The sequence below is a fragment of the Megasphaera sp. DISK 18 genome (assembly GCF_001682955.1).
Classification (GTDB): Bacteria; Bacillota; Negativicutes; order Veillonellales; family Megasphaeraceae; genus Megasphaera; species Megasphaera massiliensis.
Genome location: NZ_LUGJ01000065.1, coordinates 25,352 through 41,683 on the forward strand (window position 1 = coordinate 25,352; position 16,332 = coordinate 41,683).

General features: G+C 55.6%; 12 protein-coding genes. 2 read left to right on the plus strand and 10 right to left on the minus strand.

From position 1 onward, the window contains the following. Window positions 1-24 precede the first annotated feature (24 nt). The 10 genes from A0U42_RS11375 to A0U42_RS11420 all read right to left on the minus strand — a co-directional run bounded on the left by A0U42_RS11375 (window position 25) and on the right by A0U42_RS11420 (window position 14,317). Window positions 25-879, minus strand: a complete 855-nt coding sequence (locus tag A0U42_RS11375) for a 3-hydroxybutyryl-CoA dehydrogenase (protein ID WP_044503055.1) — start codon at window positions 877-879, stop codon at window positions 25-27. A gap of 399 nt (window positions 880-1,278) precedes the next feature. After that, a complete protein-coding gene (locus tag A0U42_RS11380) occupies window positions 1,279-2,796 on the minus strand; it encodes an FGGY-family carbohydrate kinase (RefSeq protein WP_065361078.1) in 1,518 nt (505 codons plus the stop codon). Window positions 2,797-2,817: 21 nt separating this feature from the next. After that, window positions 2,818-3,384, minus strand: a complete 567-nt coding sequence (locus tag A0U42_RS11385) for a hypothetical protein (RefSeq protein WP_044503057.1) — start codon at window positions 3,382-3,384, stop codon at window positions 2,818-2,820. Between the two features lie 16 nt (window positions 3,385-3,400). Then, on the minus strand, window positions 3,401-3,724 hold the full coding sequence (locus A0U42_RS11390; protein ID WP_044503058.1) for a YerC/YecD family TrpR-related protein: 324 nt from the start codon (window positions 3,722-3,724) through the stop codon (window positions 3,401-3,403). A 150-nt stretch (window positions 3,725-3,874) separates the two neighbouring features. Beyond that, window positions 3,875-7,513 (minus strand): PolC-type DNA polymerase III, encoded by a 3,639-nt coding sequence (locus A0U42_RS11395; RefSeq protein ID WP_065361079.1) that lies wholly within the window; start codon window positions 7,511-7,513, stop codon window positions 3,875-3,877. Between the two features lie 32 nt (window positions 7,514-7,545). Then, window positions 7,546-9,099: a VanW family protein gene (locus A0U42_RS11400; RefSeq protein WP_255304183.1), complete on the minus strand. Its 1,554-nt coding sequence runs from the start codon at window positions 9,097-9,099 to the stop codon at window positions 7,546-7,548. Window positions 9,100-9,107: 8 nt separating this feature from the next. After that, window positions 9,108-10,136, minus strand: coding sequence for a DNA polymerase III subunit delta (gene holA / locus A0U42_RS11405; protein ID WP_065361080.1), 1,029 nt, complete (start codon window positions 10,134-10,136; stop codon window positions 9,108-9,110). Then, the gene (locus A0U42_RS11410; RefSeq protein WP_065361081.1) at window positions 10,133-12,226 is read right to left on the minus strand and encodes a ComEC/Rec2 family competence protein; all 2,094 of its coding nucleotides are present in this window, start codon (window positions 12,224-12,226) and stop codon (window positions 10,133-10,135) included. The genes holA and A0U42_RS11410 overlap by 4 nt, the downstream gene beginning before the upstream one ends. Further along, the gene (locus A0U42_RS11415) at window positions 12,223-12,747 is read right to left on the minus strand and encodes a helix-hairpin-helix domain-containing protein (protein ID WP_065361082.1); all 525 of its coding nucleotides are present in this window, start codon (window positions 12,745-12,747) and stop codon (window positions 12,223-12,225) included. Before A0U42_RS11415 ends, A0U42_RS11410 begins: the two co-directional genes overlap by 4 nt. A 115-nt stretch (window positions 12,748-12,862) precedes the next feature. Next, entirely contained in the window at window positions 12,863-14,317 is a 1,455-nt protein-coding gene (locus A0U42_RS11420; protein ID WP_065361083.1) for a TrkH family potassium uptake protein, read from the minus strand. Window positions 14,318-14,496: 179 nt separating this feature from the next. Between A0U42_RS11420 and A0U42_RS11425 the strand changes: the two genes are divergently transcribed. Both A0U42_RS11425 and A0U42_RS11430 read left to right on the plus strand, forming a co-directional pair. Beyond that, window positions 14,497-15,786 carry a M18 family aminopeptidase gene (locus A0U42_RS11425; RefSeq protein ID WP_065361084.1) on the plus strand — a complete coding sequence of 430 codons (1,290 nt, stop codon included), beginning with the start codon at window positions 14,497-14,499 and terminating at the stop codon, window positions 15,784-15,786. Between the two features lie 120 nt (window positions 15,787-15,906). After that, on the plus strand, window positions 15,907-16,287 hold the full coding sequence (locus A0U42_RS11430; protein ID WP_065361085.1) for a helix-turn-helix transcriptional regulator: 381 nt from the start codon (window positions 15,907-15,909) through the stop codon (window positions 16,285-16,287). Window positions 16,288-16,332: the final 45 nt, after the last annotated feature.

A 16,332-nucleotide genomic window follows, 5' to 3' on the forward strand; every position in this document is an offset into this window, starting at 1 on the left:
GTATTCAATTAGCACAATGCTAACTTATTTCGCGTAGTCGTAGAAGCCTTTGCCAGTCTTACGGCCGAGGTAACCAGCCTGGACGTATTTCTTGAGCAGCGGGCACGGACGATATTTGGGATCGCCGAAGCCTTCGTAAAGAACTTCCATAACGTGGAGAACAACGTCGTTACCGATAAGGTCGCAGAGAGCCAGAGGTCCCATGGGATGGTTGAAGCCGAGTTTGCAGACGTTATCGATGTCTTCTTTGGAAGCAACGCCTTCCATCAAAGCCTGGATAGCTTCGTTGAGCATCGGAATGACGATACGGTTGCCGGCGAAGCCCGGGAAGTCGTTAACTTTAACCGGAGTTTTGCCGAGGTCTTTCGACAACTGTTCGATCTTAGCGTAGGTTTCGTCAGAAGTTGCGATGCCGTTGATGAGTTCGAGCAATTTCATGACCGGAGCCGGGTTGAAGAAGTGCATGCCGATAACTTTGTCCGGGCGTTTCGTAGCTGCGCCGATCTGAGTGATAGCCAAGGACGACGTGTTGGAAGCGAGGATCGTGTGTTCCGGGCAGAGTTCGTCGAGTTCTTTGAAGATAGCCGATTTGATCTTCAAGTCTTCGATAGCAGCTTCGACGACGAGGTCGATGTCGCTCATATTTTCAGCCGTACGGGTAACGAAACCGGAAATGCGAGCCATGGTTGCGTCTTTGTCAGCCTGGGTCATTTTTTCTTTAGCAACTAATTTGGTCAGAGATTTGTCGATTTTGGCCTGGCCGCCGGCGATAAATTCGTCTTTAATATCGTTCAGGACAACGTCCCAGCCGTGCGTAGCGAAAACCTGTGCAATGCCGGAACCCATCGTACCAGCGCCAATAACCATTACTTTACTCATGTTTAACTCCTCCTTCGTCGCGTGATTTTTTTCACTAGATTAGTTTAAAAAAAAGTCACACGCCTCATAAATAAGATTCACTGCTTACATTGATAGTATACCACACACACCAAAAAAATCCACTAAAAAACGGCACTTTTTTCATTTTTTCACATTTATTACATGCATTTTATGCAAGTCGTTTTAAGTCAAGTTACTTATTATCATTCTTTAATATAATTATGTCATGGAAATACGTTACGTTATGAACTTATGTTATAAAAGTTACGTTGTTTTTTCACAAAGTGCATGGAGTTCTATAGCCATAAGGAATCGAAAGTGCCGGAGACAGGCCTTTCAGCGTGCACCAAGTAAAAAAAAGTGCCGCAGCAGGCAAAACCTGTACGGCACTTAAGGTGCTTAGTCTCCCCCATTGAGGGCTTTTAAGAGGGCTCCCCGTTTTTCATAGGAAGCGCGATACATTTTGGTATTTTCTTCGTCGGGAACGTAGGTGGCCTTGACTTCCAACTGGCGTTCGAGGGCTTTTTTCAGGTCCTTGATATCGCCGGCCGCGTAGGCTGCGACGATGCAGTTGGTCGGTACGGCTCCGCCGGCGACTTTCAAGGTGACGACCGTCGTATCGAGCATGTCGGCCTTGATTTGGTTCCACAGTTCGTCCCGGCTGCCGCCTTCGGTAATGGTCAGGTGCTTCAATCCGATGCCGGCTGCCCGGTATTGGTCGGTGACTTCCATGTAGTCATAGCCGATGCCTTCGAGGACGCAGCGCCACATGGCTCCCTGGTCGGAATCGAGGGTAAGGCCCGTAAAGGTCCCGCGGACGTTGGGATAGGCGCTGTCGCCACCGGTTAGGTAGGGCAGGAACATGGCCCCTTCGCAGCCCGGTTTATGGCGCTTGGCCAGTTCGTCGAGGGTACTGTAGTAGTCGTCCCCTTCTTCTCGGGCGATGCTGTCTTTGAACCAGCGAAGGGCCAAGCCGCCCGTGCGGACCATGCCCCAGTAGAAGTACGTTCCCGGCAGGGTCCCGGAGTTAAAGATGAGGTTGCTTCCGGGGACCGACAGTTCCGGCATGATGCCGTCCGTTGCGGCGCAGAACATGGCGCAGGTCCCGGCGACGTCGACGGCGTTGCCCGCTTCCAAGATGCCGCTGCCCATCATGGATTCCATCGTATCGCCGGCACCGGCGCAGATGGGAATGCCTGCGGGAAAGCCCGTTTCCATGGCGTCTTCTTCACAGAGATGACCGATGATGTCCCAGGGCTTTACGATGCGCGGCATGGCCGATTCGGGAATGCCCAGGATGTCGAGTTGTTCCTTGGACCATTCTTTTTTGACGACGTCGTAACCGAGGCCCCAGCCGGACATGGTGCCCCAGTCGATGAAGGCGTCCTTGGCCGTAAGGCCTGCCAGGTGCATTAAGACGTAGGGGCAGTTGTGGACGAATTTGACGCCCTTTTCCTTCCAGGCCGGGATGTTTTTCATGAACCAGCGGGCGAACATGGCCGGGAACATCATGTTCGGTTCGGCGTTGCCCGTTTCCCGTCCCCAAATGTCGAGCTTCTTTGCTTTCAGGGCTTCGACGTCGTCGCGGGTGCGGCTGTCGAGGTAGTTGACGTACGGCGTAATGGCCTTGCCGTATTCGTCGATGCCGGCGATGCCGCAGATGATGCCGTCGCCCATGATGGCCCGGACTTTGCTGACGTCCCAGCCCTTTTCTTCCATCTGGCGGCTGCACGAGGCCATGCACTGTTTGATGAGGCGGTAATATTCATCGACATCCATCTGGACCCAGCCGGGCTTAGGATATGTCAGATGGGTCTTGGCCGTATCCATGGCCAGGCAGTGCTGTTCATCGTCGTAAACGGCTACTTTGACGCTCTGTGTACCGGCGTCGAATCCGATATAATACTTATCACTCATTGAGACCACAATCCTTTCTTATCAGCCGTGGCAGTCCTTGACCAGGCCGCCGATGCGTCCGACCAGGCCCGTCGTCGACTGGTTGGGCTTGGGCAGGCGCTTGAGGCCGGTCAGGGCTTCGACGTAACAGAAATACTCATCCATCGCCGTTTCGATGGCGTCGAGGGTCTGTCCGTCGATGTGTTCAATGAGGGCCAAATCGTGCTGTTCATAGCGGTTGATGTAGCCGTAAAGCGAGGTAAAGGTACCGGTATGCTTGGTATACGAACAGAAGAAACAGTATTCGATGACGGCGTCGCATTTTTTCAGCGTCTGCTGATCCGCTGCGCCGGAAAATTCCGGTCGGTCCTGGATGATGGTCTTGATCCAGTTGTTGATAACGCCTTCAAAAAAAGTAAATAACGACAACAATGCCGCCCGATAGTACCGGCGGGATAAAAAGATGCCTTTCTTCGTTTCCTTTTCTTGCTGCATGACAGCCCGTTGTTTAAATGTACAGTAATCCTTCCACAGTTCTTCATAGATCGAAGCCTGCAGTATATCCATATCACCGTTCTTGAAGATGGTGACGTCAATCTTGGCCTTCATGAAATCGGCTGTCCTCCTACTTGGATAATTTTAAAAAATCTGGTTCTTTCTCGGCCATGCGGCTGAGGATCTTTTCGTACCCGCCGCTGCCATATACGAGACAGCGCTTGATACGGCTGATGGTCGCCGTGCTGGCGCCGGTCTTTTGGACGATATCTTCGTAAATGTCGCCGGCTTTGAGCATGCGGGCCACTTCGAGCCGGGCTGAAATGGCTTTCATTTCCTGAATGGTGCAGATGTCTTCGAAAAATTCATAGCATTCATCGACGCTCTTGAGTTCCAGTATGGCCCGAAACAGTTGGTCGTGCAGGTGATCCCGTAGTTTTTCATTCACTGCCACGATATATCCCTTCCTTCCCTTTCAGATTTTGTCTTGCTGAGGCCGTTCCTTTAGTCGGCTAAATACAAGAATTATTATACGGCAATAACGGCAATCTGTCGAGAGAAAAAGCCCCTCCGAAGGGAGAGGCTCTGACTCCTGTATAGTCTTTTACATGGCAAAGAGGTCGATCTGTTCGTCTTCCGGAAGGTCGCCTAAGCAGCCGTCTGCACTCATGGTGTCGATGAGGGACTGGGAAACCTTGCCGCGGATCTTAAGGTCGGCTTTGGAACTGAAGGGAGCGATGGCCCGTTCGGCCACGATCTGTTCGGCCACACTTTCGCCCAAACCGTCGATGGCCGTAAAGGGCGGCAGGATCTTGCCGTCGCAGATGGTGAATTTCGTCGCTGCCGAGCGGTTGATGTCGACGTTCAGGAAGGAGAATCCGCGAAGGCTCATTTCCTTGGCCAGTTCCAGGGCCGAATAGAGGTCCTGTTCGATCTTGGAGGCACTCTTGCCCTTGGCGGCGATTTCCTTCATGGCCCGTTCCTGCCCTTCGAGGCCGTGGATCATGGCCGACAGTTTGAAGGCCTTGGCCCGGATGGTGAAGTAAGCGCAGTAGTAGGCCAGGGGCTGGTTGATCTTATACCAGGCGATGCGGAAGGCCATCATGACGTAGGCTACGGCGTGGGCCCTCGGGAAGAGGTAGCCGATTTTCTGGCACGATTCGATGAACCACTGAGGAATGTGCCCTTCTTTTAGTTCGCCTTCGTAGTCTGTCGTCTTTTGGCCCAATTTGTTGGGCTTATCGATGCCCTTGCCCTTACGGACGTTTTCCATGACCTTGAAACTGGTCTTGGGTTTGATGCCGTGTTCGATGAGATAGTTCATGATGTCGTCACGGGTCGAGACGGCTTCCTTCAGGGGGACCGTCCCCGACGTGATGAGGTCCTGGGCGTTGTTCAGCCAGACGTCGGTACCGTGGGAGAAACCGGAAATACGGACCAGTTCCGAGAAGGTCTTGGGCTTGGTATCGACCAGCATCTGGCGGACGAAGTTGGTCCCGAATTCCGGGATTCCCAGGCTTCCGACTTTGGAACCCAGTTCTTCCGGCGTTACGCCGAGAGCCTTGGTCGAGCTGAAGAGGCTCATCGTGGCCGGGTCGTCGAAGGGAATGGTCGTGGCCTTGATATGGGTCATGTCTTCTAACATGCGGATGACCGTCGGATCATCGTGGCCGAGGATGTCGAGCTTGACCAGACGGCCTTCGATGGAATGGTAATCGAAGTGGGTCGTAATGATGCCGCTTTCTTTCTTATTGGCCGGGTACTGGACGGGGGTAAAGTGATGGACGTCCATATCGCGGGGGATAACCATGACGCCGCCCGGATGCTGGCCCGTCGTATTCTTGATGCCCGTGCAGCCCGACACGAGGCTGTTGATGTAGGCTTCGTTGACGTGGATGCCCTTCTTCTCGGCCCATTTCATGACGTAGCCGTAGGCCGTCTTATCCTTGACGGCACCGATGGTACCGGCGCGGAAGACGTTGTCTTTCCCGAAGAGTTCTTCCGTATATTTATGAGCCTTGGGATGGTATTCGCCGGAGAAATTGAGGTCGATATCGGGGACCTTGTCGCCGTCGAAACCGAGGAAGATGGCAAACGGAATGTTGTGACCGTTCTTTAAGAGCGGTTCGCCGCATTCGGGGCAGGTCTTATCGGGCAGGTCGAAGCCGCCGCCGTATTCGCCCTTCGTGTAGAAGTGGCTCCAATGGCACTTGGGGCAGACGTAATGCGGAGGAAGTGGGTTGACTTCGGTAATGCCGGACATGGTGGCTACGAAGGACGAGCCGACAGAGCCTCGGGAACCTACGAGGTAGCCGTCGTCGTTGGAGTGTTTTACCAGTTTATGGGCGATGTAATAGAGGACGCCGAAGCCGTGGCCCAGGATGGATGTAAATTCTTCTTCGAGCCGGTCTTCGACGATCTTCGGCAAAGGCGTGCCGTAGATTTCATGGGCCTTTTCGTAACACATGTGTTTCAAGGCTTCCGACGAGCCTGCGATCTGCGGGAAGTACAGCGTTTCCTTCGGGATCGGCCGGCAGTCGTCGATCATGTCGTTGATCTTATTGGGGTTGGTAATGACCACTTCTCTGGCCCGGTCTTCGCCGAGGTAGGAAAATTCTTCCAGCATTTCGTCCGTCGTACGCAGGTAGAGGTCGGGCTGGAATTCGGCATCTTTGAAGCCCTTGCCGGTCATGAGGATTTCCCGGTAGATCTTGTCTTCGGGATTCATGAAGTGGGCATCGCAGGTGGCGACGGTCAGTTTCCCTAATTCGTCACCGATTTTTAAGATCGTCCGGTTGATGTCGCGCAGCCCTTCTTCATCGGCCACATAGCCTTCGCGGACTAAGAAGCCGTTGTTGGTCAGGGGCTGGATTTCCAGGTAATCGTAGTAATCGGCGATCTTCTTTAATTCTTCGTAAGGAAGCCGCTTCTGGACCATGGAGCGGACCAGTTCGCCCGCTTCACAAGCCGAGCCCAGGACGAGGCCTTCGCGGTATTCGTCGAGGACGGCCCGGGGAATGCGCGGACGGCCGCGGTAGATGTATTTCAGGTGAGAAATGCTGACTAATTTGTACAGGTTGCGGATGCCCGTCTGGTTCTTGGCCAGGATGATGATGTGGTACGACTGGTCGATTTTGTCATCGAAGAGGTAGCCTTCCATGCCGTAGATGACCTTGACGCCGTTGCTCTTATCCGTCGAAATTTCCTGCAGGAGCGGGAAGGACTGGACGACGCCGTGGTCGGTGACGGCAATGGCCGGATGATGCCATTTCTTGACGGTCTTAATGAGCTGTTTGACCGTGATCAGGGCGTCCATATCGCTCATGACCGTATGGAGATGGAGTTCGACACGGGGCGTCGGGTTATGGTCTTCCCGTTCGACGGTTCCGCCGTCGGCTTCCATCATGTCATAGGCCATGAAGACGTAGTCGTTCTGGTAGTTGTCGTATTGGATATTGCCGTGGATGCGGACGTAGGCGCCGGGCTGCAGTTTTGTCTTGAGGCAGTCGTATTCTTCCGGCGTCAGGGTATTCTTGCGGCGGAATTTGCCGCTGCCGCCCTGGTTGCTGACGTCGAGGAACTTTTTGGCCGAAATGCCGTTGGTGCTGTCGGCCATCTGGAAGGTCAAGAGGATGCGCTTGGACTTCAATTCCCGGAACTCGACTTTGACGACCTTGCCCTGAAGGACGACGTCGTTCTGCTCTTCGCCGAGGACGTCGTTGATGGGGACCGGCTGGCCGCCAAAAGCCCGGCCCATCCAGACCCGGCTGTCGCCGCCGGTCTTAGTGCCGCCATTCCCCTTCTCGCCCTTGCTGACGCTGCACGACGAGACGGAAGCGCACTGGCAGGCTTTTTTATAGTCTTCATCCTGATATAATTCTTCGTCGACGTCGTAGAGGGATTCGTACGAATCTTCGTGAGGAATGCCGTAGCCCTCGAGGTCATCCGTCGAAATGTCGGCAATCTGCCGCAGGGGATCGTTTTCCGGGATGGAAAGGGGCATGTCGCCGCCGTGGAAGACAGACGTCACCTGGTGTTCGACGGACACGTTGCCGTCGAGACCCAGTTTCCGGCAGACCCGGTCGCGGAGGAGGTCCATATCGCCCGGCGCATAGGCCGACTCGGTCTTGACCTTCCACCAATGGCTTTCCAGGTCAGCTGCAATGGAGGCGACGGCGACGGTCTGACCGCCGTCGACGGGAATCAATATATCATTTTTAGGAACAATATGCCAAACTTTCATCGATTATCCTTTCTTTCAGGCACGATAGCAGGCTACTCTTCGTCCGAATAGTCCTCTTCATCGTAAGCGTCTTCGTCATCGCCGGCTGGAGCTGCTGCCGGGACGTTGAATTCCATCATGTCGTGGGGCGCGTTGAGGAGCGGGTCCTGGGGTTCGAGATCGGCCGTGCTGACGACTTCTTCACTGTCTCCGTCAGGCGTCAAAACGATGGCGTCATTGGGATCGTAATGCGACGTGATGAGGTCGATATGACGGTCGCCGTCGCTGTAGGTCACGGTCCGGCGGATGGTGATGTCGTGGCCGTCGTAACCAAACTGCTTCAGCGTGTCGTCAGTGACGCTGTCATCGTGCTTCTTTATGATCTTGTGCGGTAAATTCTGGAGATGGGTCGTTTCAAAGGTGACCGTGCTGGTATCGGCGTGGTTGCCTAAGATATACGTCGTCACCGTGTTGGCCCCGACGACGGTATAGACGGCGACGGGGTGCTGGAAGGGGTTGGTAAAGGCAAAATCAAGGCCGTCATCGGCAACGGTAGCATCCATACCGACCGGTACGTAGGCTGCCGGGGCGAAATGCGGTTCCCGGCTGGCGATGAAGAGGCCCGCCCGAAGAGCTGCGTTGAACAAGGTCGTGCTGACCTGGCAGACGCCGCCGCCGACGGATTGTTCCAGTCTGTTTTCAAAATAGGACGGGGCCTGTTTGTAGCCCTTATCGGCCGTTCGCGTGCCGACGTATTTATTGAATGAAAAGTCCTGTTGGCTGGCGACGAAGGCATGATTCAGCCGTTCCTGGGCCAATTTGATATTCGTATTGCGATCCGGATTGCTGTTGTCGAAATGGGTCGTGTAATAAGACAGGACCGTATCGATGTCCTTTAAGTCATCGCTCTTGATATCGGCCTGCTGCCGACTGTCAACGGGGACGTCGATATCGCCGGTCTGGCCCTTATGCAGGCTGTCGGCAATGGAATCCTTGAGGCCTGCCGTATTGATGACGATGCGGTCTTTTTCCGGTTCGACGGCGACGGTCTTATTGTCTTCCTTGACATAGGCAAAGGCATTTTCCGGATCCTTGTCGTGTTTGTCGTGGAGATCGCTCAGGGCCTTGTCGAGTTTTTCTTCATCGACGGCAATGGCCAAGGGGATGTCCTTGCCATACATCAAGGTCGTCGCCACGTCAGCCACGCGCTCCCAAGGCATGCCCTGCCGTCCGATGAGGTGGAGTTCATCGTCGATGTACTGGCGGTCGAGCTTGGCCCCGAGGTCATCGAGGTTCAGCGTCGTATCGACGCCGTCCGCTGCCAGATGGAGCTTGCGCCCTTCGATATCTTTGGCATGGATGTCGAGGTAATTGGCAATATCTTCATCGGTCATGCCCTGGACTGAATGACCGTCGAGGGTCACCATCTGTTCGGCCCTCGTCTGGGCGGCAAAGAATCCGCCGAAGCCCAAGATGCACAGGGCTGCGACGACACCGCCTATTTTTTTCCATGACCGAGACTTCGGAGCCGGCAGCCCATGTTTTTCACGATACCGGCGGCGGTATTCCTTCATTCTCTCTTTTCGTTCCTTTTCTGCTTCCGTCACGCTCTAACCTACCTTTTCAGACTACAATAAAGACAAATAAGGGCTCCCATATCGGCCGGCGACGCCTTCCCGCTGCGGATATGGAGCTGTAAGGTAAAAATATTGCAAATACAACGTTCTAACTCTTCTATTGTCCAATAAGATGCGACTTTTTGCAAGTGATATATGACATATTTCGCACTTCGCCCCTTATTGATCGCCGTCAGGACCTGTTCACGCTGGGTCTTTCCGGCATGGGCCTTCAACAGTTCTTTATACGACAAGAGGAGCCGCAGTCGCGACAGCATGTATCCCGTGTTCTTCAAAAAGGCATCTTGCTTGCTGAACAGCCCTTCAACAAAGGGCAGTGTCTTTTCCCCATTGCGGCGGAGGAAGGCATCCATGAAGGTGAAGAGGTTCTTTTCCATGGTGCCGGCAAAGAGATCGGCCAAGTCGTCCGGTCCGATGCTCTGTTTCCCAGCGGGCAGGGTGATGCACAATTTATCGAGTTCGGAAAAGACGTAGAGCAGAGAAATGCTGCCCCAGGTCTGGAACAGGTCCTGCAAAAAGACGACGCCGTCGCGGCTGAGGCTCTTGCCCTGTTCCTTCAGATACGCCGTCACGTAAGGCATGACATTTTTTTCGCTCACGGCTTCGGCAGCGACGACCCGGGCCATGGGCTTCAAGGCCTTAAAGAAAGCGCTTCCCGTATCGACGTTGCCCTTGCTGTAAAACAAGAGGCTGTTGCCGTCGTCGAGGCGTCCCGCTTCGTCGAGGAACCACTGTTCTTCTTTGCTCACTTTGCTCCGCGACCGGCCGCCCCGTTTTAAGGGCAGAAAGGGACAGTCGTACCAGACGGTGATCATGCCGCTGCTAAAGAGGCTCGTCCCCTGAAAGGATTCGACGACCGTCGCCGCCGCCGCATCTTTTTGAAAGGTCTGCACTTCAGCGTCGCCGCCGGACCGTTTCCGAGCCGCTTCAAAAAACTGTCTCCGCCCCTCTTCCATGAGGTAGGCTTCGGACCCGTAGATGATCATTATATTTTTAGCATTATTCATAGATGTTCCTCAACAAAAGTAGACAGGTGCCACCTTCCACGCCGACGGGCCAGGCGCAGTTGTCCGTCCCGAGACGGAAGGTAGGCAGGAACGCCGAAACTGTCGGCCGCCTCGCTCCACTCGGAAAAGGCTCCGTCCCCGCGGCGTCCTTCATAGACGACGGTGGCCATGGCCGAGGCCGGAAAGGCCTTTCCGTCCCAACCGTCAAGAGATCGGAACTCCCAAAGGAGGGCCTCGTCGGAAAAGGACTTGGGCACGGCTCGTGCACCGCCATAGGGAATATCCCCTGTCCCCGGGCCTTTTAGGAAGGTGAATTCTTTTTGAAACAAGGCTTCTGTGTAAGCCCTTTCCTCCCCTTCGACGACGCACCGGCGAAGGGTGAAGATGCCGTTGGCCCGAAGGGCCGGGATGACGACGACAGCCGCCTGGTCGGGATGGGAGAATCTCGATTTATTATACCATAAATCGGCCGATCTATCTTCATAAATAATGGCCGTCGCCTGATCGCGGCCGGCATCGAAAATCAGCACGCCCGGCCCGGACGGCCGCACCATGAAGCTTATGACCAACGAGATAAGGAGTGGCAGGAACAACGTCTTTCGAAGGGGCTTAAAAAAGATGACGGCCACCAAAAGATACCAGGCCATCCAGGCCCAAAGCGACGGCTGTCCGGCCCACAGGCGGCTCCCCGGAAGGGCGGCGATAAAGGCATTGCCCTTGAGTGCCAGGGCCAGAAAGGGCTTCAATCCCCAGAGGATCAAGTCGGCCCCGGGGCCATACACTAAGGACAGGACGGAAGCGCCCAGACCGAGGACCATGACCCCATCGAGGACCGGCGCCACGACGGCGTTGGCCAAGAGCGAATAGACGGGAAAGGAAAAGAAGGCCGAAAAGAGGATGGGCACGACGAGGACCTGAGCGGCCAGGGACACGGACAGGCAGTTTCGCAAAAATTCCGGCAAAAACGAAAGGCCGGTCGCAATCCGTTTATAGAACAGCACGATGCCCGCCGACGCACTGCACGACAGGCGAAAACTCAAATCGAAGAAGAGATAGGGGCTGTACAGCAGCATGGCCGCAACGGCCAGAGCCAGGGCGTGGCCTGCCGTATAGTCCCGGCGTGCCGTCAGGCTGAAGGCACTGAGGGATCCCATGATGGACGCCCGGACGACAGGCGACGTAAAATCAGCCAAGGCGCTGTAAAGGAGGAGAAAGGCTGCCGATAAGAGAAAGAGCGGTGTCCCCCGAAGGCCGAAAGCCCGGCCGATGATCTGCAGGACGGCTAAGAGCAGGGCCACGTGCGAGCCGGACACGGAGAGGATATGAATGAGACCTGTCGTGCTGAAGGACTCGATAAGTCCCGGCGGCAGTTCATCGTAGTGGCCGCCAAAGAGGAGGCTCGACAAGACCGGCCCATAATCCGCCCCGAGGACGGCATCATATCGCCGGGTTAAGGCCTTTCGCAAGTCCTGCAAAAAAGCCCGTATGCCCGTCGGTTCTGACAGGCGTCGGACGTCTCTTCCCTCTTTGGCAAAAAGGCGCAGCCACACGTTCTTTTCCCGATCGCGGCGGCGGGCATCGTACATGCCGTCGTTTTTATAATACGTCAGTGGCCGGCTCTGACCGGTGATCTGAAGGGTTTCTCCGACAGCCGGCCCGTCGGGGACGGTCACATAGGCCTTGCCGGCACCGGGGTATACCCGAGGCTCATCGCCGTAGGCATAGGAGGCAACGTCCAGGACGTAGCGCCCCATCGGTCCCGCTTCGCTCGTAAAGGTGCCTCTTTTTTCAGAGACCGTCCCTATGGCGACGAGGTTAGCTCCGGCGGCCTGATGGGGCAAGGCGTCGTAGCTGTCGGAAGCCAGTTGAAGCCGGCCGGCACCGAGGCAAAAAAAGACGGGGATCAGGAAGAAGAAAAAGGCCTTTCGCCCATGCCGGGCGCCCAGTCCCATTCCCAAGAGGGCTAAAAGAAAAAAGGCCCCCCACCAAGGAAGGGGCAGCGAAAGGCGGTCGGCAGCAGCAATGCCGGCACTCAGGGCCAGCACCAAAGAGAGGCTGAGCCAAATCAGCCGCAGGGCCGGAAGGGTCATAAGCCGACCTGATCCTTTAATTTTTGGAATTTAGCCGGTCCGATTCCCTTGACCTTCTGCAATTCGTCGATGCTGGTAAAGGCGCCGTGCTCCCGACGGTAAGCGATGATATTGTCGGCCATGGAAGGTCCGATACCGGGCAGGGTCATGAGCTTTTCGGCATCAGCCTGATTTAAAGACACCTTGCCCTCGTCGATCGGTGCCGGCGGTACGCCGTTCCAGTCATAAGGGATGTGGACATGCATGCCGTCCGCCGCCCTAGCAGCCAGGTTCACAGCTGCCGTATCGGCATAGGCCGCCATCCCCCCTGCCGTCTCTAGGGCTTCGCCGACGGTCTGTTCCCCATCGAGGGCATAAAGTCCCGGCCTATGTACGGCACCGGTGACGTAGATAAAGGCCTTGTCGGGCAAGACCTCTTCGACGACCGGCACCGGTTCGGCCACGACCGGAAAGAGATGTTCACTGAATTGACTCACAGCCAAAAAAGCGGCTAAGGCGCCAAAAATGACGATTTTCTTCATGGTTCGTCCCTCCTCGATGGTAAGCTATACCTACAGTTTGCCTTATGAGGACGAGACGGAGGGAAAGTTTAATCGATTTTTAACCGAAAATCCCCTGTTTCACGAAAGATTTATATTACCAGCTGCCCTTCGACTTCCAGAAATTCTTCTGGAGCATGACCAAGAGGGTGAACATTTCAAGGCGCCCTAAGAGCATGGACAGGCAGAGGATGGACTTTGAAAAGAGGGACAGTTCGGCATAGGTCGACGTCGCCCCGGTGATGCCGAAGGCCGGGCCGATGCAGCCCATGGTCGAGACGCTGATGCCGATGGCGTCGAAGACGTCGATACCGTCAAAGGTCAGGAGCAGGGCCCAGAGGGCGATGAACATGACGTAGAGGAAGCAGAACTGAGCCACGCGGACGACCGTATCGTCGCCGATGCGGTGGCCGTTGATGGTCATGCCCAGGACCTGATTGGGATGGAGCTTCGTTTTCGCCGCATGCCAAATGTACTGGGCCATGATGACGACGCGCGACACCTTAAGGCCGGCCGCCGTCGAGCCGGCACAGCCGCCGGAAATCATGAACATCAGCAAAATGCCCTTAGAAAAAGTCGGCCAGCGGTCGAAATCGGCCGAGACGAAGCCCGTCGTAGCGATAGATGCCGCCTGGAAGGACGAGTAGCGAAGGGCCGTCGAAGGGCCGATGCCGAAGGCACTCATGAGGTTGAGGCCGATGAGAATCGTCGCCGCCGCTACGATCAAGAGATAGACCCGAAATTCCATATTGTCCCAAAGGACGCTCCACCCTTTTTGCCAGGCCCGGTAATACAAGGCGTAGTTACCGCCGGTGAGGATCATGAAAAAGGTCATCCAGCCTTCGACGGCCGGGCTTTCAAAGTGGGCCGCACTGGCATTATACGTCGAAAAGCCGCCGGCCGAGACCGTCGACAAGGCGTGGTTGACGGCGCCGAGAAAGTCCATGCCGCAGAGGAAGAAGATGACGAAGGCCGTCGCCGTAAAGGCCATGTAGATGCGAAAGAGGACCTTGGTCATGTCGTGCAGCCTGGGCAGGACGCGCTCTCTCGTAGGACCCGTCGATTCGGCGTTGTACATGTAAAAGACCGCCGACTGACCGGCTTCGGGCAAGAGGGCGATGAAGATGACGATGATACCGAGGCCGCCGAGCCAGTGGGTCATGCTGCGCCACAGAAGCAGGCTCTGGGGCAGGATTTCAAGGTCCGTAATGACCGTCGCCCCGGTCCCGGTAAAGCCGGACACGCTTTCAAAGAGGCCGTCGAAATACGACAGGTAGCCGCCGAGGCAGTACGGAAGCATACCCAAAAACGTAGCCAGCATCCAGCCGATTCCCGTAATGGCAATGCCTTCGCGCATGGTCAGTTTCTGCGTCCGCACGCGGCCGTAGTTCAGGCAGGCCCAGCCGACGAGTCCGCAGAGAATGATGCTGCCCACAAAAGGCAGCCAGCTCGATTCCCCCATGATGACCGCCATGGCCAGGGGCAAAAACAGGACGCCGCCCTGGGCCAAGGCTATTTTTCCTAAAAATCGAGAAATGACGCGTAAATCCATAAGATCCCCTTCATGAAAATTAATTTTTCTCTATTATACCATGAGGGCTTGAGAAAACAAAAAGCCGGCTGCCGCTGTGATTTCCCGCCGCCCAAGCACTCCCTTCCGGAAGCGCAAGTGGCCGACCTATGATATAATAACAGGATCACAAAATTTATCCCCAAGAAAGGATGATCGTCATGTCCCATGACTCTATCGATACCTTACTCACCTTCATCGCCCAAAGCCTGTCGCCGTACCACACGGCCGCCGCTTCGCGGGACCTTCTCGACAAGGCCGGTTTTACGGCCCTTATGCCGGACGCCGCACCCTGGCAGCTCGAAGCCGACGGCGCCTACTACGTTCCCGTCTACGGATCGGGCCTCATCGCCTTCCGGACCGGCCGCAACATCCGCCGCCACCTGCGCCTCAGTGCGGCCCACACTGATTTTCCCTGCCTGCGCATCAAGCAGCGTCCGGAAATCCGCGAAAAGGGCTATCTTAAAGTCAACGCCGAAACGTACGGCGGCCTCCTGCGCGAATCGTGGCTCGACCGCCCCCTGTCCCTGGCCGGTGCCGTCGCCATCGAAACGGAGGACCCTTTCCGGCCCAACCTGCGCCTCATCGACCTCAAAAGGCCGGTCCTGACCATTCCCCGCCTGGCCATCCACATGAACCGCAAGGCCAATCAGGGCATCGAGCTCAATCCCCAAAAGGACCTCCTGCCGGTCATGGGCCTCGACGAAAAAGAGGTAACGCAGCACTTCTTCCTCGACTTCTTGTCAGAAACGTGCCGCTGCCTGCCCGAAGCGATCCTGTCGTACGAACTGACGGTCTATCCGACAGAACCGGGCTGCCGCCTCGGCTGGCACGATGAATTCGTCTCGTCGCCCCGATTGGACAACCTGACGTCGGTCCTGGCCTCCCTATCGGGCCTGGTAAACGCCGCCGACGCCGACGGTTTGAACGTCGTCGCCCTCTTTGACAACGAAGAAGTGGGCAGCCATACGAAACAAGGCGCCGATTCCGTCATCCTCTCCCGGCTCCTCTCCCGCATCTATCACGCCTTCGCGCTCACCGACGACGACCTGTCGGCCGACCTTTCAAAAGGCTTCATGCTGTCCGTCGACGTCGCCCATGCCATCCATCCCAACGTACCGGAAAAATGCGATATCACCAACCAGCCCCAAATGGGCCGCGGCGTAGCCCTCAAGATTGCCGCCAGCCAGTCCTATGCCGGAGACGCCGAAGCCGTCGCTGTCCTGAAAGGCTTATGCCGCCGGGCCGACATCCCCTATCAGATCTTCATGAACCGCTCCGACCTTCCCGGCGGCTCGACCTTGGGCTCCCTCTTATCGGCCAACCTCCCCATCCGGACCATGGACATCGGCATTCCCATTACGGCCATGCATTCATGCCGTGAATTGATGGGCGCCGCCGACCAACAGGCCCTGACCGACCTCATTACGACCTTCTTCAGCCATTCCTAATATCCCGATTTTTTTTATTCTGTATCGCAGATGCCGCCATTGACACATTTTGTTTTACATCTTATAATGAAAAGTGTATATTACAGCATACTGTATAGTATACAGAAAGAGTGGATATGAATGACTCTAGGACAAGAAATTAAGTACTATCGCAAGAAAAACGGCTTAACCCAGACGGCTTTCGGCGACCTCTTCGGTATGTCAAAGCAAGCCGTCTACTCTTGGGAAACAGGTCTTTATTCACCAGATATTTCAGTATTGCTGAAAATGGCTGGTTTTTTCCAAATTCCCATCTGTGTCCTTGTCGGCCGCCCCGGCATGTACTGCCAAAAGAGCGATGACACCCGCAGCAACTGCGACTACTGTGCGCCCATTACGGACGAAGACTGTCTCGTCATCCGGGCCCTTCACGCCTTGCCACCGGAAAAACAGCAAGCCGTCAAGACACTCCTCAATATCAAACCGAAAAAGAACGGAAACTCCGAATCAGGAGACAACTGACAATGCGGTATTGATATATAAAAAATGGCTCTTTGTCAAATGTTG